General features: G+C 59.6%; 22 protein-coding genes. 12 read left to right on the forward strand and 10 right to left on the reverse strand.

The features are described from left to right. Window positions 1-64 precede the first annotated feature (64 nt). The 3 genes from ACP7D9_RS27895 to ACP7D9_RS27905 form a co-directional block, all read right to left on the reverse strand. Window positions 65-595 (reverse strand): hypothetical protein, encoded by a 531-nt coding sequence (locus ACP7D9_RS27895; RefSeq protein ID WP_101157460.1) that lies wholly within the window; start codon window positions 593-595, stop codon window positions 65-67. Window positions 596-729: 134 nt separating this feature from the next. Continuing rightward, window positions 730-1,248, reverse strand: coding sequence for an ankyrin repeat domain-containing protein (locus tag ACP7D9_RS27900; RefSeq protein ID WP_101157462.1), 519 nt, complete (start codon window positions 1,246-1,248; stop codon window positions 730-732). A gap of 96 nt (window positions 1,249-1,344) precedes the next feature. Beyond that, entirely contained in the window at window positions 1,345-3,183 is a 1,839-nt protein-coding gene (locus ACP7D9_RS27905; protein WP_426160231.1) for a long-chain-acyl-CoA synthetase, read from the reverse strand. On the opposite strand from ACP7D9_RS27905, the gene ACP7D9_RS27910 reads away from it, so the two are divergent. After that, the gene (locus ACP7D9_RS27910; protein ID WP_426160232.1) at window positions 3,182-3,571 is read left to right on the forward strand and encodes a hypothetical protein; all 390 of its coding nucleotides are present in this window, start codon (window positions 3,182-3,184) and stop codon (window positions 3,569-3,571) included. The two genes, ACP7D9_RS27905 and ACP7D9_RS27910, sit on opposite strands and share 2 nt — an antisense overlap. Next, a complete protein-coding gene (locus tag ACP7D9_RS27915) occupies window positions 3,568-3,846 on the forward strand; it encodes a DUF3509 domain-containing protein (protein ID WP_426160233.1) in 279 nt (92 codons plus the stop codon). Before ACP7D9_RS27910 ends, ACP7D9_RS27915 begins: the two co-directional genes overlap by 4 nt. A 126-nt stretch (window positions 3,847-3,972) precedes the next feature. On the opposite strand, the gene mtnC is transcribed toward ACP7D9_RS27915, so the two are convergent. From mtnC to aroC, 5 genes are all read right to left on the reverse strand, one after another. Next, on the reverse strand, window positions 3,973-4,656 hold the full coding sequence (mtnC, locus tag ACP7D9_RS27920; protein WP_426160234.1) for an acireductone synthase: 684 nt from the start codon (window positions 4,654-4,656) through the stop codon (window positions 3,973-3,975). 4 nt (window positions 4,657-4,660) lie between these two features. Then, window positions 4,661-5,206 carry a 1,2-dihydroxy-3-keto-5-methylthiopentene dioxygenase gene (locus ACP7D9_RS27925; protein ID WP_426160235.1) on the reverse strand — a complete coding sequence of 182 codons (546 nt, stop codon included), beginning with the start codon at window positions 5,204-5,206 and terminating at the stop codon, window positions 4,661-4,663. A 91-nt stretch (window positions 5,207-5,297) separates the two neighbouring features. Next, complete coding sequence (locus ACP7D9_RS27930; protein WP_426160236.1) at window positions 5,298-5,924, reverse strand: methylthioribulose 1-phosphate dehydratase; 627 nt, start codon at window positions 5,922-5,924, stop codon at window positions 5,298-5,300. Further along, complete coding sequence (locus ACP7D9_RS27935; RefSeq protein WP_426160237.1) at window positions 5,921-7,066, reverse strand: MFS transporter; 1,146 nt, start codon at window positions 7,064-7,066, stop codon at window positions 5,921-5,923. The genes ACP7D9_RS27930 and ACP7D9_RS27935 overlap by 4 nt, the downstream gene beginning before the upstream one ends. A 34-nt stretch (window positions 7,067-7,100) precedes the next feature. Next, complete coding sequence (gene aroC / locus ACP7D9_RS27940) at window positions 7,101-8,192, reverse strand: chorismate synthase (protein WP_426160238.1); 1,092 nt, start codon at window positions 8,190-8,192, stop codon at window positions 7,101-7,103. A gap of 130 nt (window positions 8,193-8,322) precedes the next feature. On the opposite strand from aroC, the gene ACP7D9_RS27945 reads away from it, so the two are divergent. Together ACP7D9_RS27945 and ACP7D9_RS27950 are read left to right on the forward strand one after the other, a co-directional pair. Further along, entirely contained in the window at window positions 8,323-9,276 is a 954-nt protein-coding gene (locus tag ACP7D9_RS27945) for an alpha/beta hydrolase (protein WP_426160239.1), read from the forward strand. Window positions 9,277-9,375: 99 nt separating this feature from the next. After that, window positions 9,376-10,167 (forward strand): hypothetical protein, encoded by a 792-nt coding sequence (locus ACP7D9_RS27950; protein ID WP_426160240.1) that lies wholly within the window; start codon window positions 9,376-9,378, stop codon window positions 10,165-10,167. 137 nt (window positions 10,168-10,304) lie between these two features. On the opposite strand, the gene prmB is transcribed toward ACP7D9_RS27950, so the two are convergent. Continuing rightward, entirely contained in the window at window positions 10,305-11,213 is a 909-nt protein-coding gene (gene prmB, locus ACP7D9_RS27955) for a 50S ribosomal protein L3 N(5)-glutamine methyltransferase (protein WP_101157475.1), read from the reverse strand. A gap of 239 nt (window positions 11,214-11,452) precedes the next feature. On the opposite strand from prmB, the gene ACP7D9_RS27960 reads away from it, so the two are divergent. The 5 genes from ACP7D9_RS27960 (at window position 11,453) to ACP7D9_RS27980 (ending at window position 14,223) form a co-directional block, all read left to right on the forward strand. Continuing rightward, entirely contained in the window at window positions 11,453-12,043 is a 591-nt protein-coding gene (locus ACP7D9_RS27960) for a cysteine hydrolase family protein (RefSeq protein WP_101157477.1), read from the forward strand. Window positions 12,044-12,173: 130 nt separating this feature from the next. Then, entirely contained in the window at window positions 12,174-12,494 is a 321-nt protein-coding gene (locus ACP7D9_RS27965) for a hypothetical protein (RefSeq protein ID WP_016773771.1), read from the forward strand. 73 nt (window positions 12,495-12,567) lie between these two features. After that, the gene (locus tag ACP7D9_RS27970) at window positions 12,568-13,125 is read left to right on the forward strand and encodes a Smr/MutS family protein (RefSeq protein ID WP_016773770.1); all 558 of its coding nucleotides are present in this window, start codon (window positions 12,568-12,570) and stop codon (window positions 13,123-13,125) included. 77 nt (window positions 13,126-13,202) lie between these two features. Next, the gene (gene folE / locus ACP7D9_RS27975; protein WP_003442011.1) at window positions 13,203-13,748 is read left to right on the forward strand and encodes a GTP cyclohydrolase I FolE; all 546 of its coding nucleotides are present in this window, start codon (window positions 13,203-13,205) and stop codon (window positions 13,746-13,748) included. Window positions 13,749-13,851: 103 nt separating this feature from the next. Further along, on the forward strand, window positions 13,852-14,223 hold the full coding sequence (locus ACP7D9_RS27980; protein WP_426160262.1) for a glutathione S-transferase N-terminal domain-containing protein: 372 nt from the start codon (window positions 13,852-13,854) through the stop codon (window positions 14,221-14,223). A gap of 87 nt (window positions 14,224-14,310) precedes the next feature. Here ACP7D9_RS27980 and ACP7D9_RS27985 read toward each other — a convergent pair whose 3' ends face one another. Beyond that, window positions 14,311-15,477, reverse strand: coding sequence for a PLP-dependent aminotransferase family protein (locus ACP7D9_RS27985; protein ID WP_426160241.1), 1,167 nt, complete (start codon window positions 15,475-15,477; stop codon window positions 14,311-14,313). Between the two features lie 81 nt (window positions 15,478-15,558). On the opposite strand from ACP7D9_RS27985, the gene ACP7D9_RS27990 reads away from it, so the two are divergent. From ACP7D9_RS27990 to ACP7D9_RS28000, 3 genes are all read left to right on the forward strand, one after another. Then, on the forward strand, window positions 15,559-16,005 hold the full coding sequence (locus ACP7D9_RS27990; protein WP_426160242.1) for a MarR family winged helix-turn-helix transcriptional regulator: 447 nt from the start codon (window positions 15,559-15,561) through the stop codon (window positions 16,003-16,005). A gap of 250 nt (window positions 16,006-16,255) precedes the next feature. After that, entirely contained in the window at window positions 16,256-17,605 is a 1,350-nt protein-coding gene (locus tag ACP7D9_RS27995; protein ID WP_426160243.1) for an NCS2 family permease, read from the forward strand. Between the two features lie 85 nt (window positions 17,606-17,690). Then, complete coding sequence (locus ACP7D9_RS28000; protein ID WP_313005553.1) at window positions 17,691-18,320, forward strand: LysE family translocator; 630 nt, start codon at window positions 17,691-17,693, stop codon at window positions 18,318-18,320. The last annotated feature ends 196 nt before the right edge of the window (window positions 18,321-18,516 follow it).

Genomic DNA, 18,516 nt, shown 5'->3' on the forward strand with positions numbered 1-18,516 from the left:
CTCCAGAATAGTGGCATGCACTTTTAGGATAGACGGTCGCGCGCAGGGTTCCCTTTTATTGCGTTCAGACGTGAACGGCAACCTTCAAGGCTTCCAGCGCCGGCGCAGCGGCGATGCCGATCTCGGCGCATAACTCGAGCACGCGCGGCACATCGTTCCCGTAGACCAGGACCATCTGCAGCTCATCGTCGAGCAATTGGCTGAAGTTCATCAGCGTGTAACCGCCGTTTTCCTTGTTCAGGCTACTCATCTGCACCTGGATACGGTTGAGTGCAGTCAGCGCTTCGGTCTTGGCCAATTGTTTGGATTTGAGGTTGAAATCCACACCCGGGCCAAACGAGGCAACGATTTGCGCGAACAGATCGACGTAGGTGTCGGCCTGGAACAATACGGTTTCCGGCAGGCTGCCGACCACCACCCACTCACCCAGCGGAATCGGGAAGGTGTCGTCGTAGTTGATGTCCGGATTGGCTGCCAGAAACGCATCGGCATCGGCGTAGGCCTGCGCGGCTTCGTCGGCGACTTTCAGGATCTCGTCCTCGCCCATGCAGCCGGAGCTGATTTTGCTGATGAGTTCGACGAGTGCGGCTTTCATGAGGGCGGATCCTGTGGCGAAGGTAGATTTTGCGGGCGCGAAGAATAGCGCAGAAAAGCAAAACATCGCAGCCTTCGGCAGCTGCTACAGATTCTGCGTTTGACCGAGTACAGGCTGCGATGTCTTGACGTTTATCAAGCCAACAACTTTTCCAGCTGCGCAGTGGTATCCACCGCGCCCATGGTTCGCGCCGCATCCAGCGCGGTTACGCCATTGGCGTCCCTGGCTTGCGGATCAGCGCCCTGGCCGATCAGGTAATCGACGATTTCAACGCGGTTGAACATCGCCGCCATCATCAATGCCGTGCGGCCATCGAACGAGGAACCTTCGATCTCGGCGCCCGCCTCGACCAGTGCTTTGACTACCGCCAGGTCGCCTTTGAAAGCTGCACCGGCAATCGGGCTCTGGCCATTGCCATTGCGCATTTCCGGATCGGCCTTGTGTTTAAGCAGAACCTTCACCGCATCGATATGGCCGTAGTAACTGGCAAGCATCAGCAGCGTATCGCCCTTGCTGTTTTTCAGGTTCACCGGCAGCCCGGCGGTGACCAGGCGATCAAGCATTTCGGCATCACCGTCGCGCGCCTTGTTGAAAACCTGCTCAGTGAATTCGGCAGCTTCTTCAGGGGTCATCTGGCGGCTTTGGTCGGACATGGGGCACTCCATTTTCGGTCTATCGGAAGGCCGACAGTTTCCCGAGCGCGACGGTGGCTGTCACTTGGTTTTTTCCGAGCGCCCCAATAGCCACACTCAATATCGATGTTTGCCTTGTTGAATTTCAGTGAGGATTTGCTCACTGACATGCACATAGGTTTCGCTGCCAGGCAGCCAGGCGAAGATCGGGTCATCGCCCGTGAGTCCGGGGTCAAAGCCCTCCTTTTTCAGGCGAGTCTTCTGGTATTTGAAGGTCCCGGTGGTTTCCATTTTTACTTTCACCCGCAAGAACAACGGCACGGCATAAGCCGGCATGCGTTGCCGGGCAAAACTCAACAGTTCGGCAAAATCCAGCGTGGCCAGGGATTCGGCGGGCGTGATCGCCGCCATTCCCGCACGCCCGTTGGTATTGGGGATTTCTACCCCATAGGCCACCGCTTCAGAGATCAACGGATGCTGCAAAAACAGGTTTTCGACTTCGGTGGTCGAGACATTTTCGCCCTTCCAGCGATAGGTATCACCGAGGCGATCTACGAACTGCGCGTGGCCGAAACCGATGTTGCGCAGCAGGTCGCCGGTGTTGAAAAAGCGATCGCCCTTGTTGAACACATCGTGCAGTACGACGCGGGCGGTTTTCTGCGGATCGGTGTAGCCGTCCAGCGGCGCCTTGTCGTCGATCCGCGCCAATAGCAGGCCCTGCTCGCCCTTGCCGGCCTTGCGCATGAAACCATCCTCGCCGCGCAACGGCTCGCCACTGTCGTGATCGTAGGCAACCAGCTCCCAGGCCATCAGCGAGAAACCGACGGTGTTGTCGAAATTGAGGATATTGCTGAAACCGATATTGCCGTCGCTCGCCGCGTACAGCTCACAGATGTGGTCGACGGCAAAACGTGTCTTGAACGCGGCCCAAGCACCGGGGCGCAGGCCGTTGCCGATCATCTGGCGCACCTCGTGACGGTTGTCATCGGCGCTGGCCGGTTGCTCGACCAGGTAGCGGCACAGTTCGCCGACATAGCCGATGGTGGTGGCGCGATACCGGCGCACATCATTCCAGAACTGGCTGGCGCTGAATTTGCGACGGATGGCGAAGCCAGCAGCGCCATTGACCGCCGACCCCCAGCACACGCAAAGGCCTGTGGCGTGATACAGCGGCAAAGTGCAGTAGACGACATCATCCGGGCGCATATCGAGGGCGATCATGCCGAAGCTCGCCGAACTGCGCATCCAGCGCCCATGTTTGAATACCCCGGCCTTGGGCAGGCCGGTGGTGCCTGAGGTGTAGATGTAGAAGCATGGATCGTCGAAGAAGATCTGTGCACTGCTTGGCGGGTTATCGCTGCAGGCGTCGGCACTGGCACTGATCAGATTGACGTAACCTTCGGGCGCGATGCCCGGATGGCTGTAGGTGTCGTGATCAGCGACAAACCAGGTGCGCGGTGCTGCGATGGACACCTGGTCACGCACGCCGGCATAGGCCGCAGTCAACTCTTCGCCGACCACGATGGCGACCGGCGAGACCAGATTGATGCTGTGGATAAGCGAGTCGCGCATCAGCGAGGTATTGAGCAGCGCACTGACTGCGCCGAGTTTGGCCAGCGCCAGGATCGTCACCAGCAGTTCCGCACGGTTCTCGATGAAAACCGCGACCACATCTCCTTTGCCAACGCCCTGCTCGCTCAGGTAATGGGCGATGCGATTGGCCCACTGGTTGGCCTGAGTGTAGGTCAATGCAACGTCATCCTGCAGTAACGCCACGCCGTCTGGATTGCGCAGCGTCGCTTGCTCGAAAGTCCAGCCCAAGCCACACGTTTGGGTGGGATCAGTGACGTTGGCTGCCTTCATGCCTTTGACCACCCGGGGGATGGCCTTGGCGATCATCGGCAGCTTGCGGAGCATCATGCCCCAGGTAATCGTGTCGCTTGGCGCATGACGCATGAAAGCTCCCCGTTCGACCCGGGCGTGCGGGTCGCTGTTCTTGTTATCGGGTAATGGCAGCGACCGACGTTTGTGTCGAGGGTCGAGAGGGAAAGTACGTCAGCGCTCGCTGGGCTGTACACGCGGTTTTTGCAATGATTTGTATCCCGAGACACCGGTGGGGAAAGCGCTGATTCTGGTACGGACGTTTGGTTCCGTGCTGCCAGGAAAAATCACGCAAAATGCAGGATGCACGATGGCCATTCATGCAGATTGCACGACGCCTGCAAAATGCATTGCTTGTAAGGCGCTGATTTTAAAGGGATTTATTTATCATCAATGCTGGCACAAACGCTGCAACTACCTCCGCATGCTTGCCATTCAAGTACATACGGAGCTGATGACATGAGCCTGATTCAAGAAAAATTTACATCGCTGTTCTCCAACTACGAAGTCAGCACTGCCCCACGTCCTGACGGTGGCATCCTGCTCACTCTGCGTAGCAGCGACGGCAAAGTCTTCAAACGCGCACTCTCGTATCAGCAACTGCATGCCGGTGACCAACTGTCGTGGGCGATCAGCGCGATCCGCCGTGACCTGGCCGAACAGGCTAGCGATCTGCCGCAAATTGCAATGCTGCAGAGCCAGCAGCGTTTTGCTCTGCCGACCTATCACTCGCTGTAATCAGCCTTAAACAAAAAAATGTGGGAGCGGGGCTTGCCCGCGAAAGCGGTGTATCAGCCGACAGAGATGCTGGCTGATACACCGCTTTCGTGAGCAAGCCCACTCCCACATTTCGTTTGGATTGACTCAGAACGCTTCCGGTTCGATTCCAGTAAAAGTGTCCACCGTCACGTGCCCTGCCAACTCCCCGCCTTCACGCGCCAGGCCGCAGGTTTTCAGTCCGGCTGACTGCGCAGCGTCGAGCTCTTCGACGATGTCCGACAGGAACAGGATTTCGTCTGCCTCGACACCTACGGCCTGCTGAATATTGTGATAGGACTGCGCCTCACGCTTGGCGCCCGATGTCGTATCAAAATACCCGCTGAACAGTGGCGTCAGATCCCCGGCCTCCGAGCATCCAAAGATCAGCTTCTGCGCCTGGATCGAACCGGACGAGTAAACAAACAGCTGATAGCCCGCCGCATGCCAGCGTTGCAATGCTGCAACGGCATCCGGGTAAACGTGCCCTTTCAACTGCCCGGCCCGGTACCCCTGCGCCCAGACCATGCCTTGCAAGGCCTTGAGTGGCGTGGCTTTGCGATCCTCGGCGATCCAGCTCAAGAGGATTTCAACAACCCGTTCAACATCGGCCTGCGGCTCAAAGCTGTCGCGGCGCACGGCGTCGAGCTGTTCGGCGACATCAGCACGCGAAGCGTTCTGGCGCACAAAGTCCGGCAAATGTTTGGCGGCGTAGGGAAACAGCACGTCGAACACGAAACTCACCGCGCTGGTGGTGCCTTCGATGTCGGTGAGAATTACTTTGATCGACACGGTTTCAGTCCTCCAGACGCGGAAAGCGGCCGGCGATGTCTTCGCCGGTGAAATTGGCAACCCAGCCTTCCGGGTTGTTGAAGAGACGGATCGCCACGAAATGCGGATGCTCGCCCATGTCGAACCAGTGCCTGGTGCCGGCGGGAACCGAGATCAGATCGTTCTTCTCACAAAGCACGGCGTAGACGTAATCGTCGATGTGCAGGGTAAACAAGCCACGCCCGGCGACGAAAAATCGCACCTCGTCTTCGCCATGGCGGTGTTCTTCGAGGAACTTGGCGCGCAATTCGGCTTTCTGCGGATGATCGCTGTTGAGGCTGATCACATCGACGGTGATGTAACCGCGCTCAGTCATCAGCTTGTCGATCTGTTCCTTATAAGCACTGATGACTTCTTCCTGACTGGCGCCGGGCTGGATCTTCGCGGCGGCCTGCCAGCGGTCGAAACGCACGCCGTGCTCGGCCAGCGTCGAGGCGATGTCTTCGAAATGGGTCAGCACCTTGTTGGGAATCTCGGGGCTGGAAACGTGATAAACGGACAGGCTGCTCATGGGCAAATCCTCGGTAGCGGCGGCGCCGTCCGGCTCTTGAAGGCCGGTCGGGCGCGGCATGTCATCAGGCAAACGGCTGTTTCTGGTGAACTCAGCCTTGGCGGTTCATGACGCTGCGGGTTTTCAACTCGCATTCAAACAGGAATTCAAAAGCCTCGATCTGCCGCAGCGCATCGCTCATCTGCGCGCCCCAGGTGTAGAGGCCATGGCCGCGAATCAGATAACCGACGCAGTCCGGATGAGCGTCAAGCCAAGGCTGCACCTTGGCGGCGAGGCGCGCAATGTCCTGATCATTGTCAAAAATCGGCACACGCACCCGTGATTCATGGGTGGAAATGCCGCTGAAGGCTTTCTGCAATTCGTAGTCTTCGAACTCGATGAAATCTTCCGGGGTCAGACGCGACAGCACCGTGGCATTCACCGAATGAGTGTGCAGCACCGCACCGATCTCCGCGCGCCAACTGTAGAGCTGGGTGTGCAGCAAGGTTTCGGCGGAAGGTTTCTTGCCCGGCTCCAGGCTATTGCCGGACAGATCGGTGGCGAGTACGTCATCCACACCCAACTGGCCCTTGTGCTTGCCCGACACCGTCAGCAACGCTTCGCTTGGCGACAGGCGTGTCGAATAGTTGCTGCTGGTGGCTGGCGACCAGCCCCGGCCATAGAGAAAACGCCCGGCGTCGACGATTTGGTGGGCGAGCTGTTCACGGGTAAGGCTCATGGCCTGTCCTCTTGCATGCGTGTGGCAATGATAACGGCAGCGGCAAGCGCTGCGAGACTGGCGATACTAAACGTCAATGTTGGGCCGAGGGCGTTCCAACTGTAACCGGAATACAGCGCGCCGAGCGCTCCCCCGGTGCCGGCCAGTGCCGCGTAAAGCGCCTGGCCCTGGCCTTGCTGGCGGGCGCCAAAACTACGTTGCACGAAAGCGATGGCAGCCGCGTGAAAACTGCCGAAGGTCGCGGCATGCAGCACTTGGGCGAACAACAGCACCCAGAGAAATTCCGCAAACGAACCGAGCAACACCCAGCGCAACGCCGCCAGCAGAAAACTCGCCAACAGCACGCGCCGCAAGGAAAATCGCGCCAGAATGCGACTCATGGCCATGAACATCAGCACTTCCGCCACCACGCCCACGGCCCAGAGCATGCCGATGACGCCACGGCTGTAACCGAGGCGTTCAAGGTGCAGAGTCAGAAAGGTGTAATACGGCCCGTGGCTCACCTGCATCAGCGCGACGCAGGCATAAAACGCCAACACGCCGGGATGGCGCAATTGCTTGAGAAAGCCCTCACCCGCCGGCCGACTGCCTTGCGCCGGCTGCGCATTCGGCACCCACAAACTACTGAGGACGATGCCAGCCATGATCAACACCAGCGCCGCCGGATAAATGTCCAGACTGAGCCATTCGAACAGCCGCCCCAGCACCACCACGGTGATGATGAAACCGATCGAGCCCCACAGGCGAATCTGGCTGTAGCGCGACGTCTGCCCTTGCAGATGCGCGAGGGTGATGACTTCGAATTGCGGCAGCACCGCATGCCAGAAGAACGCATGCAGGGCCATGACCATCGCCAGCCAGGCGTAGGTCTGGCTGACGAAGATCAGCGAAAAGGTCAGCAACGTGCAGAACGCGCCAAAGCGCACGATGGCCAGACGCCTGCCGGTGTAATCGCCGAGCCAGCCCCAGATGTTCGGCGCCACACAGCGCATCAGCATCGGAATCGCCACCAGCTCGCCGATGCGGGCGGCGCTGAAGCCGAGGTGATCGAAGTACAGCGCCAGAAACGGCGCTGTCGAACCGAGCAAGGCGAAATAGAACAGATAGAAACTGGACAGCCGCCAGTAAGGAAGCGCCGCCACGCCGGTTATGCCGCGACGGCTTTGAGCGCAGCCATCAGAGCTGGCCCAGCACCGGCGTGCTCACGCGCACATCGGCGTTCTGCCCACGGTGACGCAGCAGGTGATCCATCAGCACGATGGCCATCATCGCCTCGGCAATCGGCGTCGCGCGGATACCGACGCACGGGTCGTGACGGCCCTTGGTGATCACGTCGACCGGGTTGCCATTCACGTCGATCGAGCGGCCCGGCGTGGTGATGCTTGAGGTCGGTTTCAATGCCAGATGCGCAACGATTGGCTGGCCGGAGGAGATGCCGCCGAGGATCCCGCCGGCGTTGTTGCTGAGGAAACCTTGCGGCGTCAGTTCATCGCGGTGTTCGGTGCCGCGCTGGGCGACACAGGCGAAACCGGCGCCGATCTCCACGCCTTTGACCGCGTTGATGCTCATCAGCGCGTGGGCAAGTTCGGCGTCGAGGCGATCGAAAATCGGTTCGCCAAGACCGGGCATCACTCCTTCAGCGACCACGGTGATCTTCGCCCCGACCGAGTCCTGATCGCGACGCAACTGGTCCATGTAGGCTTCCAGCTCCGGCACCTTGTCCGGGTCAGGGCTGAAGAAAGCGTTTTCTTCGACCGAATCCCAGGTCTTGAAGGGAATTTCGATCGGGCCGAGCTGACTCATGTAGCCGCGAATGACGATGCCCTGACTGGCCAGATACTTCTTTGCGATCGCCCCGGCCGCCACGCGCATCGCGGTTTCCCGCGCCGAACTGCGCCCACCGCCGCGATAATCGCGCTCGCCGTATTTGTGGTGGTAGGTGTAGTCGGCGTGAGCCGGGCGGAACAGATCCTTGATTGCCGAATAGTCCTTGGACTTCTGGTCCGTGTTGCGGATCAGCAGGCCGATCGCGCAACCGGTGGTGCGGCCCTCGAACACGCCCGAGAGGATTTCGACTTCATCGGCTTCCTGGCGCTGGGTGGTGTGGCGGCTGGTCCCCGGCTTGCGGCGATCGAGGTCGCGCTGCAGATCTTCCAGGGAAATCTCCAGGCCCGGCGGGCAGCCGTCGACAATGGCGACCAACGCCGGACCATGGCTTTCGCCAGCGGTGGTGACAGTGAACAACTTGCCGTAGGAATTGCCGGACATGCAGGACGCTCCGTGAAATCAAACCCGAATTCTTGATGCGCGCCAGTATACGCAGGCTAACCGAGTAGTTCATCCTCGAACCTTAGCGGTGCTGGCGAGTCCAACCGGCACCTTGACCAATGATGGCGTGATGATGCTGCGAGTTCTGATCTTGAGTCTTACCCTCTTTACCGGCTTTGCCCAAGCGACAGTCCTGCAACGCCCGGTCACTCTGGACACCGGCAACGGCGAACTTTTCGGTTCGCTGTTGCTGCCCAAGTCCGACAGCCCGGTGCCGATTGTTCTGATGATTTCTGGCTCAGGTCCTACAGATCGCGACGGAAACAACCCGGACGGCGGACGCAATGACAGCCTTAAACGTCTGGCCTGGGTGCTGGCCAAACACAACATCGCCAGCGTGCGCTACGACAAGCGCGGCGTCGCGGCGAGCCTGGCGGCCGCGCCTGATGAACGTAATCTTTCAGTAGAAGGCTATGCGGCGGATGCCGTGGCGTGGGGGCAGAAACTCACGGCCGACCCGCGTTTCGGCAAACTGATCCTGCTGGGCCACAGCGAAGGCGCGCTGATCGCCAGCCTCGCTGCGCCGAAGCTGGACGCGGCGGCGGTGATCTCGTTGTCCGGCAGTGCGCGGCCGGTCGATCAGGTGATTCGCGAACAACTGGCGCGCAGCCTGCCGCCGCCACTGATGCTGCGCAGCAACGAACTGCTCGACAGCCTCAAGGCCGGCCACACCGATGACAACGTGCCGCAACCGTTACAGGTGATCTTTCGCCCGAGCGTGCAGCCGTATCTGATTTCACTGTTTCGTCAGAATCCCGCGCAAGCTTTTGCACAGCTGAAAATGCCGGCATTGATCGTCCAGGGCAGCAACGACATTCAGGTCGGCACCGAGGATGCGAAGCTGCTCAAGGCAGCGAAACCGGACGCGCAACTGACGGTAATCGAAGGCATGAACCATGTGCTGCGCATCGTGCACAACGACATGAAGCGGCAACTGGCCTCCTACAAGGACCCGAATTTGCCACTGGCCGCCGAACTGGGCGCTGCCGTGATCGACTTTATTGAAGGAATTCGTGCAAGTTAACTGCCTTTTACCCTCCAGCCTCACAGAAAACGGCCGATAAGCCTTTGTCGCCAGCGCAACGTCTGGCGGCAAGCAGGGCTTGGACAGGATCTCGCCGTTATGACTGAAACCCAGACTTCACCCGACATCAGCGCCGAAAAAGATGCGCCACCCGCAGTCGAGCTGCCGTGGGCGGACGTCCAGGCCGAGCACCACAAGATGCTCCGTCTGGCGCCGCTGCAGACCGATCGCAATACCGGTGGCCGGCCGTTGCGCTTCGTCGAATTCGGTTACGCCGAGCGCAACAGCAAAGAGCGCAGTCTGATGCGCATGGCGATCAAACTGCCGAACCAGCGCGTGCGCAAAGAGCAGAATCATCTTGATGTGTGGGTCGACCACGCTGCAAAACGCGTGAGTTTCGGTCCCGACAGCGGCTTGCAGATTGAACCGCTGAATCGCGGCATCGGCCGCTTCATGGCCGCGCAAGGCGTCAACTGGGCAAAGAAGCGCTGGCCGGGATACACCGTTGAAGCCATGGACTTGAACAACAAGGACGCGCTCAACGAGGACACTCGCTTGCGTCGTGACCACTTTCTGCGCGTACACGGTTTTGATGTGGCTTACGCCGACGCGCAGCATTTGAAAGGCAGCATCAAGGCTGTGCAGGTCGGTGATCTGCTCGGTGACTGGAACAGCGAAAAACTGCAGATCGTCGAGATTCTGGAAGCCGCGCAGATGCTGCAGCAGGCCGAGCAGAATCTGGCCGAACAGGAAGTGAAGCTGAAGAAGCAGGAAGAGAAAGTCAGCAAGTTCAAGCGTGAAGATGCCGGTTTGCGCTTCACCATTACGTGTCTGGTGGCGTTTGCGGTGTTTCAGGCGGGGTTGTTGATCTGGATTGCTACGCACCGGTAGATCAAAAGATCGCAGCCTTCGGCAGCTCCTGCACTGGACTCATGTACATCCTGTAGGAGCTGCCGAAGGCTGCGATCCGAACGTTCCCACGCTCTGCGTGGGAATGCAGCCCGGGACGCTCTGCGTCCCTAAAGAGGTCAGACGCGAGCGGCGAAAAGTGCCTGATGCGCGCGGCACTGCTCGGCTGTCAGCATGAACACGCCATGCCCGCCGCGCTGGAACTCCAGCCAGGCGAAATCGACTTCCGGGTACAACGCCTCGACATGCACCTGGCTGTTCCCCACCTCGACGATCAGCAAGCCCTTCTCGGTCAGGTGGTCCGCTGCTTCGGCGAGCATGCGCCGAACCAGATTCAGACCATCATCACCGCAGGCCAGACCGAGTTCCGGCTCGTGCTGATATTCATCCGGCATGTCGGCGAAATCTTCAGCGTCGACGTAGGGCGGGTTCGACACGATCAGATCGAAACGCTGACCCGGCAAGCCATCGAAACCATCACCCTGCACCGTGTAGACGCGCTCATCAACGCCATGGCGCTCGATGTTCTGGTTGGCCACTTCCAACGCTTCAAATGACAAATCAGCGAGCACCACTTCGGCATTCTGGAACTCGTAGGCACAGGCGATACCGATGCAGCCGGAACCGGTACACAGGTCGAGAATCCTTGCCGGTTCGTTGCCGATCCACGGCGCGAAGCGGTTTTCAATCAGCTCGCCAATCGGCGAACGCGGGATCAGTACGCGCTGATCGACAATGAATGACATGCCGCAGAACCACGCTTCACCGAGCAGATAGGCGGTGGGCACGCGATCTTCGATACGGCGCTTGAGCATGCGCTGCAGATTGACCAGTTCGTCATCTTCCAGCGCACAATCGAGATAGCTGTCGGCGATTTCCCACGGCAGGTGCAAAGCGCCCAGAACCAGCTGACGCGCCTCGTCCCAGGCGTTGTCGGTGCCATGGCCGAAAAACAGATCCTCCCCATGGAAGCGGCTGACGGCCCAACGGATGTGGTCGCGCAGGGTACGAAGTCGGGAAGTGATCACGGCATAGAACTCCAGAAAAAACGACTGGCGATTCTACCAGCCAAAACGCGCGACGACGACGCAGGAAAAACCACGCGACGACGGTAGGAGATTTCTTTTTTTTGCATCAGGCATTGAACGGAACGTGTAACTTGACAAGGCTGCAGGCCAAGAACGACGGCGCCTACGATGGTAGCGATTCACAGAACCGCTCAGCCAGAGGACAATGTCGCAAAAGCCCCACCCCGAGGAGCCCCAGAATGTCCGTTCCAAAAACGATGTTTCAACTCAGCGGTCGCGGTTACGCAGCGGCCACACTGAGCCATGCCACCGTGGTCATCATCGATGCCCAGAAGGAATACCTCAGTGGCCCACTGGCCCTGAGCGGCATGGACGCGGCCGTCGCGAACATCAAACAAGTGGTTGCCGCTGCCCGTGCCGCCGGTCGGCCGATCGTGCACGTGCGCCATCTCGGCACCGTTGGTGGCCTGTTCGACCCCCAGGGCGAACGTGGCGAATTCATTCCCGGTCTGGAACCGCAAGGCGATGAAACCATTATCGGCAAACTGCTGCCGAGCGCGTTCCATGGCACAGAGCTGCTTGAGCGTCTGCAGAACCTCGGCTCACTGGATCTGATCGTTTGCGGTTTCATGAGCCATTCCAGCGTCAGCACCACGGTGCGTGCGGCGAAGAACCTCGGTTTCCGCTGCACCCTGGTCGAAGATGCCTGTGCGACTCGCGACCTGCCATTCAAGGGCGGCGTGCTCAGCGCCGAACGCGTGCAGGAAGCGGAAATGGCGATCATGGCCGACAACTTCGCCACCCTGGCCAGGACTCAGGATCTGATCTGATCCTGCCCTTGGAGCGGCGCGTTGGCGCCGCTCATCCGCTATATCCGCTGATTTGCCGCAAATGCCATAGCCTCAGGAACAACCCGGTCAACTCCCGGTCGAAGGGCCGATACCATTGAGGAAGGTCGGAATGAAGTTATCCGATGGATTTGACGCACGCCGTTTGCGGCCCAAAGGCCAAAGCAACTGGCGTTTTCGATTTGGCGCGGCGATCTCGGCCATTCTGGCGACGTTCGGCGTGCTGCTGGCGATGGCCGGCGCCGCCAGCCTGCTCGGCCGCCCGCCAGCGCTGGGTGACCTGAACGCCTCGCCACTGGGCTCGGCGATCATGCTCGCAGTCGGTTTGCTGTTTCTGTATTTCGGCGTTGCCCTGTGGCGCCGCTGCCGCCGTCGTGCGCGGCAATCGCGGGAATTGAACATGTCCCCGCATCTGATGAAAAAACATGACTGACCAACGGCCTGGCTTTTAGCCGGGCCGTTTTCTGTCGACTTGGGTAAACTGGCCGCCCTTCGCGGAGGCTGACATGCAAGACGACGATTTTTCTCTGTTCAAAAGTGCGATCCAGGGCGTCAAGCCGATCAAGCACGACCGCGCCGACACCGGCAAACCCAAGGCTGACCGCGCGCAGATCGCCAAGCTGCGTCAGTCCGCCACCGTGCGCAGCGACACCACCATCATTGACGGCCTCTCCGACCAGTTCGTGATCGATGTCGGCCCGGAAGACGAGTTGATGTGGTCCCGCGACGGCGTGCAGGAAAGCCAGATGCGCAAGCTCAAGGTCGGGCAGATCCCGTTCGAAGGCAGCCTCGACCTGCACGGCATGAGCGTGGAAAAGGCCCGGGAGACGCTTTGGGCCTTTCTCGCCGAAGCGACCAAATTCGAAATCCGCTGCGTGCGCGTGACCCATGGCAAGGCTGTGCGCCTGGATGGCAAGCGGCCGATGATCAAAAGCCACGTGAACACCTGGCTGCGCCAGCATGCGCAAGTGCTCGGTTTCTGTTCCTGCCAGGCTCGCCACGGCGGCGCTGGCGCGGTTTATGTGATGCTCAAACGGACAATGATGGAAGGTCGCGACGAATAAAGCCGTCACACCGAACTTGCAGGGTTGTGTCCGCCACCGTACCCTTGCCCTTTGCGAAAATCCCCACAGGTAGTTTCATGTCCCTGGAACAGAATTACACCGCGATTCTCGGCCAATTGGGCGAGGACGTGTCCCGCGAGGGCCTGCTCGACACGCCAAAGCGTGCCGCCAAAGCCATGCAGTACCTCTGCCGCGGTTATGAACAGACGCTCGAAGAGGTCACCAACGGTGCCCTGTTCAGCTCCGACAACAGCGAAATGGTGCTGGTCAAGGACATCGAGCTGTATTCGTTGTGCGAACATCACCTGCTGCCGTTCATCGGCAAGGCCCACGTTGCCTACATCCCGAGCGGCAAAGTGCTGGGCCTGTCGAAAGTCGCGCGGATCGTCGATATGTACGCCCGCCGTTTGCAGATTCAGGAAAACCTCAGCCGCCAGATCGCCGATGCGGTGATGCAAGTTACCGGCGCGCTGGGCGTGGCCGTGGTGATCGAAGCCAAACACATGTGCATGATGATGCGCGGCGTCGAAAAGCAGAATTCATCGATGATCACTTCGGTGATGCTCGGTGAATTCCGCGAAAACGCGGCAACCCGTAGCGAATTCCTCAGCCTCATCAAGTAATTCGCGACAGAAAAGAGCCGGCGTTGATCGCCGGTTTTTTTTCGCCCGTGAAAAATCGGGTAAGCTGCGCGCCTTTCTTTATTCGCACCGTGAGGCTTTCAACGTGTTCGTCAAAGCGCTTCGTTTCGGCCTCGGCCAACTGGTTATCTTCATTGATTTCATCACTCGCCCGGGCAAGAAAAAACGTCCCGCGGCGGCTCAGGCTCACGTCGACGCCGCCGCCAAGGATCTGACCCTGTATCAGTTCCACGCCTGCCCGTTTTGTGTAAAGACCCGCCGCGCCCTGCATCGCCTTAATGTACCGGTGGCGCTTAAAGATGCGAAGAACAACGAACAGGACCGCCAGACCCTGCTGGAACAGGGCGGCCGCATCAAGGTGCCTTGCCTGCGGATCGAAGAGAATGGCCAGACGACCTGGATGTATGAGTCCAAGGTGATCATTGATTATCTGGACAAGCGGTTCGCCGCGGTCTGATGTGGTTGGGCTTTGGCTGATTACTCCATCGCTGGCAAGCCAGTACTCAGACAAAAATAAACCGGCCCTCAGGCCGGTTTGTTATTTTCAGGCCGCCCTCTCCAATTGCGCCCGACGCACGACTGCCGCTAACCGCTTCAACCCTTCATCCAGCCGCGCTGGATCGATGTGGCTGAAATTCAAGCGCAAATGTCCGTGATGCGCGTCCGGCTCGGGAAAAAACGGCTCACCCGGCATGAACGCCACATCATTGGCCAATGCCTCATTGAGCAACGATCGCGTGTCCAGCGGTTGCTTTAACGTCAGCCAGAAAAACAGCCCGCCCTGAGGCGTTTCCCAATCTGCCAAGTCAGCAAAGTGCTGTTCCAGTACGGCCTGGAAGGCATCGCGCCGCTGCCGGTAAAACTCGCGCAGCTCGCTTAAATGCTGTTGATATTTCTCCGAGCCGATCCATTGCAGCGCCTGCCACTGGCCGATGCGATTGGTGTGCAAATCGGCCGACTGCTTGAGTTTCAACAGATGGGGAAACAGGTCGGGGCTGGCGATCAAATAGCCGACGCGCAACCCCGGCAGCAGGGTTTTCGACACGGTGCCGGTGTAGATCCAGCTGGCGCTTTGCAAGCGGCCGGCGATCGGTCTGGCGCTGGCGCCGTCGAACGTCAGTTCGCGGTAGGGTTCGTCTTCGATCAGCGTCACGCCGAATTCATCAAGCAACGCAGCGACGGCGGCACGCTTGGCTTCGCTGTAGCGCACGGCAGACGGGTTCTGGAATGTCGGGATCAGGTAGATGAATGCGGGACGATGCCGCTCCAGGCGCTGACGCAGTTGCGCCAGATCCGGGCCGTCAGCCTCTTGCGCAACGGTCAGGCAGTCGGCGCCGAACAGCTGGAATATCTGCAGCGCGGCGAGATAGGTCGGCGCTTCGAGCAAGATCTCCGTGCCCTTGTCGATATACAGCTTGGCTGCCAGATCCAGGGTTTGCTGCGAGCCGCTGACTACCAGCACCTGACTCGCCTGGCATTCAAGTCCGAGCGCCCTCGCCTCCGCCGCCAAGGCTTCACGCAACGCCGGTTCGCCTTCGCTCATACCGTACTGGCCGAGCGAAAGCGGCATGTCGGCCCACTCGACTTTCGGCAGCATGGCCTCGGCGGGCAAGCCACCGGCAAACGACATCACCTCCGGCCGCTGGGCGGCAGCAAGGATTTCGCGGATCAAAGAACTTTTAAGGCGCGTGACACGTTCGGAAAAAGCCATGGAGGTCACCGTAGCAAGGCAGGCAGAAAATGAGTCAAACTGGTTGACTGAAATTACGACAGCGCGAGCGAGTACGTCAACATGCTTGACCTTAAAAATCCGACCAGCCAACAACACGCGATGGAAGCGTTTTTCTTCGGCTATCAGGCGTTCACTGCCAAGGCGGACGAAATGCTCGAGCGCCGCGGACTGTCGCGGGTGCATCAGCGCATCGTGTTTTTCATCGCGCGCTACCCGAACCTCAGCGTGAAAGAGCTGCTGGCCCTGCTGGGCGTGAGCAAACAGGCGCTGAACATGCCACTGCGCCAGTTGCAGGAAATGCATCTGGTCGACAGCGTGGCGTCGCAGACCGACAAGCGTAAGCGCCTGCTTGAGCTGACCGCAGAAGGCGCAAAGTTTGAACAGGCGCTGCGCCGTGAGCAGGTGAAATTGCTGGAGCGCGTTTTTGCCGAGGCTGGCGAGGCGGCGGTGAATGGCTGGCTGGCGGTGAATGTGGCGCTGGGCAAAAGCCAGGCGGCTAGCGACTGACTGTGCTGGCCTCATCGCCAGCAGGCTGGCTCCGACATTAGCCTGTGCGGGCCATATATCCCTATCAACGGAAAAACTGAAGACAAAATCAAAAACAATATTTGCTTTATTTGTACACAAAAGCATAATCCACTGCGTGCGAGTTCCTGACTACACGGTCAACAAATTCGCGTATGCCTCAAAGGGCCGCTGCCACCCCTCATGGGTCCGGCCCTGGAAATAACAATAAAACTCTTGAGGAGTACTCGCTGTGGAAAGCCGCAAATCCGAAGCACCGCCGCTCGAGCTCACGCCGCCATTACGCAATGGCCTGCTGGAGCGTCTGTTCAAACTCAGCTTGCATGGCACCACGGTGAAGACCGAGCTGATCGCCGGTCTGACAACCTTCATCACCATGGCTTACATCATCTTCGTCAACCCGAACATCATGGCCGATGCCGGGATTGATCACGGTGCAGCCTTCGTCGCCACCTGTATCGCCGCCGCGCTCGGCTGCCTGTTGATGGGACTCTACGCCAACTGGCCGGTAGGCCTGGCGCCGGGTATGGGCCTCAATGCTTTCTTCACCTACACCGTCGTCGGCACCATGGGCTACAACTGGGAAACCGCCCTCGGCGCAGTGTTCGTCTCGGGCGTGCTGTTCATGTTCCTGACCTTTTCGCGGATTCGCGAATGGCTGCTCAACAGCATTCCGGTCAGCCTGCGTTTTGCGATGGGCGCCGGGGTCGGTCTGTTCCTGGGCCTGATCGGTCTGAAGACCGCCGGTATCGTTGTCGACAGCCCGGCCACGCTGATCAAACTCGGCTCGCTGCGCGAACCCGGCCCGCTGCTCGCGGCGATCTGCTTTTTGATGATCGCGATCCTCAGCTATCACCGCGTGTTTGGCGCGATCCTGATCAGCATCATCACTGTCACCCTCGCTGGCTGGGGCCTGGGCCTCGTCCACTACGAGGGCATCATGTCTGCGCCGCCGAGCCTGGCACCCACCTGGATGGCGATGAACGTCGCCGGCGTATTCAATGTCAGCATGATCAGCGTGGTGCTCGCCTTTCTCTTCGTGCACATGTTCGACACCGCCGGCACGCTGATGGGCGTGGCCCAGCGCGCCAACCTGGTCAACCCTGATGGTCGTATCGAAAACCTCTCCCGCGCCATGAAAGCCGACAGTGCTTCCAGCGTTTTCGGCGCGGTGGTCGGTGTTCCGCCAGTGACAAGTTATGTCGAAAGTGCCGCTGGCGTCGCCGCTGGTGGTCGGACTGGTCTTACCGCCGTCACCGTAGGTGTGCTATTTATAGCGGCGATGTTTTTCGCACCGCTGGCCGGCATGATTCCCGCGTATGCCACCGCTGGTGCACTGATTTACGTGGCAATGCTGATGATGGGCGGCATGGCCCACATCGAATGGGACGAAGCCACTGACGCGATTCCGGCCATCGTCACCGCGATCATGATGCCGCTGACCTTTTCGGTCGCCGACGGCATTGCACTGGGCTTCATCACCTACGTGGCATTGAAGGCCGGTACCGGCAAGTACAAGGAAATTTCCGTCAGCCTGTGGGTGCTCTGCGCGATCTTCATCGCCAAGTTCATCTTTCTGTAAGCGCTGCGCGGTTCAGGCTTCAACACAGCCTCACCCTTACGGGTGGGGCTTTTGCACATCTCGATAACAACAAAGGAGCAAAACGATGAGTCTGGAAACCTGGCTGCTGTTCAGTGGTGCTGCACTGGTGGTGATCCTGATACCGGGGCCGCTCTCGTTGCTGATGATCAGCAACAGCCTGAACTACGGCTTGCGTCGTTCCTACCCGGCATTTCTGGGTGGTGTGACGGCGTCAATCTGCCTGCTCAGTGCGTCGGCATTGGGGCTTGGCGCATTGCTGCTAGCCTCGGAACAACTGTTCAGCGCCCTGAAAATCGTTGGCGCGCTGTATCTGTTCTACCTCGCCTGGCAGAGCTGGCAACAGTCACGCCAGCCATCGGTCGGGGCCGACGTCCCGCAAACGGCACCCGTGCCACGCTTTCGCGCACTGTTCACCCGTGCCTTCGTGCTGGGCGCGAGCAACCCGAAAGACATCCTGTTTTTCGCCGCGTTCCTGCCGCAGTTCCTCAGCGCCGAGCAACCTTTCCTGCCGCAACTGCTGGTGATGATCGCCACCTGGACCGTGCTGGACCTGCTGTGCAAACTGGCCTACGGCCTCGGGGCCCACGGCGCCGCGCGTTACCTGCGCAGCGGCAAGGGCCAGAGCTGGTTCAACCGCATCAGTGCGGGTCTGTTCGGCGGTGCCGGCGCCGCGTCGTTGCTCAGCAGCCACTGAGATCCTTGACCGCGTCGCGGTCTATCGAACCCCCGCCAGTCTGACTTGAACTGTTCAGTTCAGGCTGGCGCTCTCCTCGCCTGTCGGCAATTCCCGACTCTCCTGCAGGCCGCGCAATACACCGCAACAACCCGTTGATATACATGCTTGGAACGCTCCTCGTACTATCTCGGCGTGTTTTTACGACAACCCGCCA

It is taken from the genome of Pseudomonas sp. TSRC2-2, from assembly GCF_049897785.1.
GTDB lineage: Bacteria > Pseudomonadota > Gammaproteobacteria > Pseudomonadales > Pseudomonadaceae > Aquipseudomonas.

Bases quoted from the DNA above. Each gene is read 5' to 3' on its own strand.
- ACP7D9_RS27895 (WP_101157460.1), bottom strand. From the start codon at position 595: ATGAAAGCCGCACTCGTCGAACTCATCAGCAAAATCAGCTCCGGCTGC.
- ACP7D9_RS27900 (WP_101157462.1), bottom strand. From the start codon at position 1,248: ATGTCCGACCAAAGCCGCCAGATGACCCCTGAAGAAGCTGCCGAATTC.
- ACP7D9_RS27910 (WP_426160232.1), top strand. From the start codon at position 3,182: ATGAAAGCTCCCCGTTCGACCCGGGCGTGCGGGTCGCTGTTCTTGTTA.
- ACP7D9_RS27905 (WP_426160231.1), bottom strand. From the start codon at position 3,183: ATGCGTCATGCGCCAAGCGACACGATTACCTGGGGCATGATGCTCCGC.
- ACP7D9_RS27915 (WP_426160233.1), top strand. From the start codon at position 3,568: ATGAGCCTGATTCAAGAAAAATTTACATCGCTGTTCTCCAACTACGAA.
- ACP7D9_RS27925 (WP_426160235.1), bottom strand. From the start codon at position 5,206: ATGAGCAGCCTGTCCGTTTATCACGTTTCCAGCCCCGAGATTCCCAAC.
- ACP7D9_RS27930 (WP_426160236.1), bottom strand. From the start codon at position 5,924: ATGAGCCTTACCCGTGAACAGCTCGCCCACCAAATCGTCGACGCCGGG.
- aroC (WP_426160238.1), bottom strand. From the start codon at position 8,192: ATGTCCGGCAATTCCTACGGCAAGTTGTTCACTGTCACCACCGCTGGC.
- ACP7D9_RS27945 (WP_426160239.1), top strand. From the start codon at position 8,323: ATGATGCTGCGAGTTCTGATCTTGAGTCTTACCCTCTTTACCGGCTTT.
- ACP7D9_RS27950 (WP_426160240.1), top strand. From the start codon at position 9,376: ATGACTGAAACCCAGACTTCACCCGACATCAGCGCCGAAAAAGATGCG.
- ACP7D9_RS27960 (WP_101157477.1), top strand. From the start codon at position 11,453: ATGTCCGTTCCAAAAACGATGTTTCAACTCAGCGGTCGCGGTTACGCA.
- ACP7D9_RS27965 (WP_016773771.1), top strand. From the start codon at position 12,174: ATGAAGTTATCCGATGGATTTGACGCACGCCGTTTGCGGCCCAAAGGC.
- ACP7D9_RS27970 (WP_016773770.1), top strand. From the start codon at position 12,568: ATGCAAGACGACGATTTTTCTCTGTTCAAAAGTGCGATCCAGGGCGTC.
- folE (WP_003442011.1), top strand. From the start codon at position 13,203: ATGTCCCTGGAACAGAATTACACCGCGATTCTCGGCCAATTGGGCGAG.
- ACP7D9_RS27985 (WP_426160241.1), bottom strand. From the start codon at position 15,477: ATGGCTTTTTCCGAACGTGTCACGCGCCTTAAAAGTTCTTTGATCCGC.
- ACP7D9_RS27990 (WP_426160242.1), top strand. From the start codon at position 15,559: ATGCTTGACCTTAAAAATCCGACCAGCCAACAACACGCGATGGAAGCG.
- ACP7D9_RS28000 (WP_313005553.1), top strand. From the start codon at position 17,691: ATGAGTCTGGAAACCTGGCTGCTGTTCAGTGGTGCTGCACTGGTGGTG.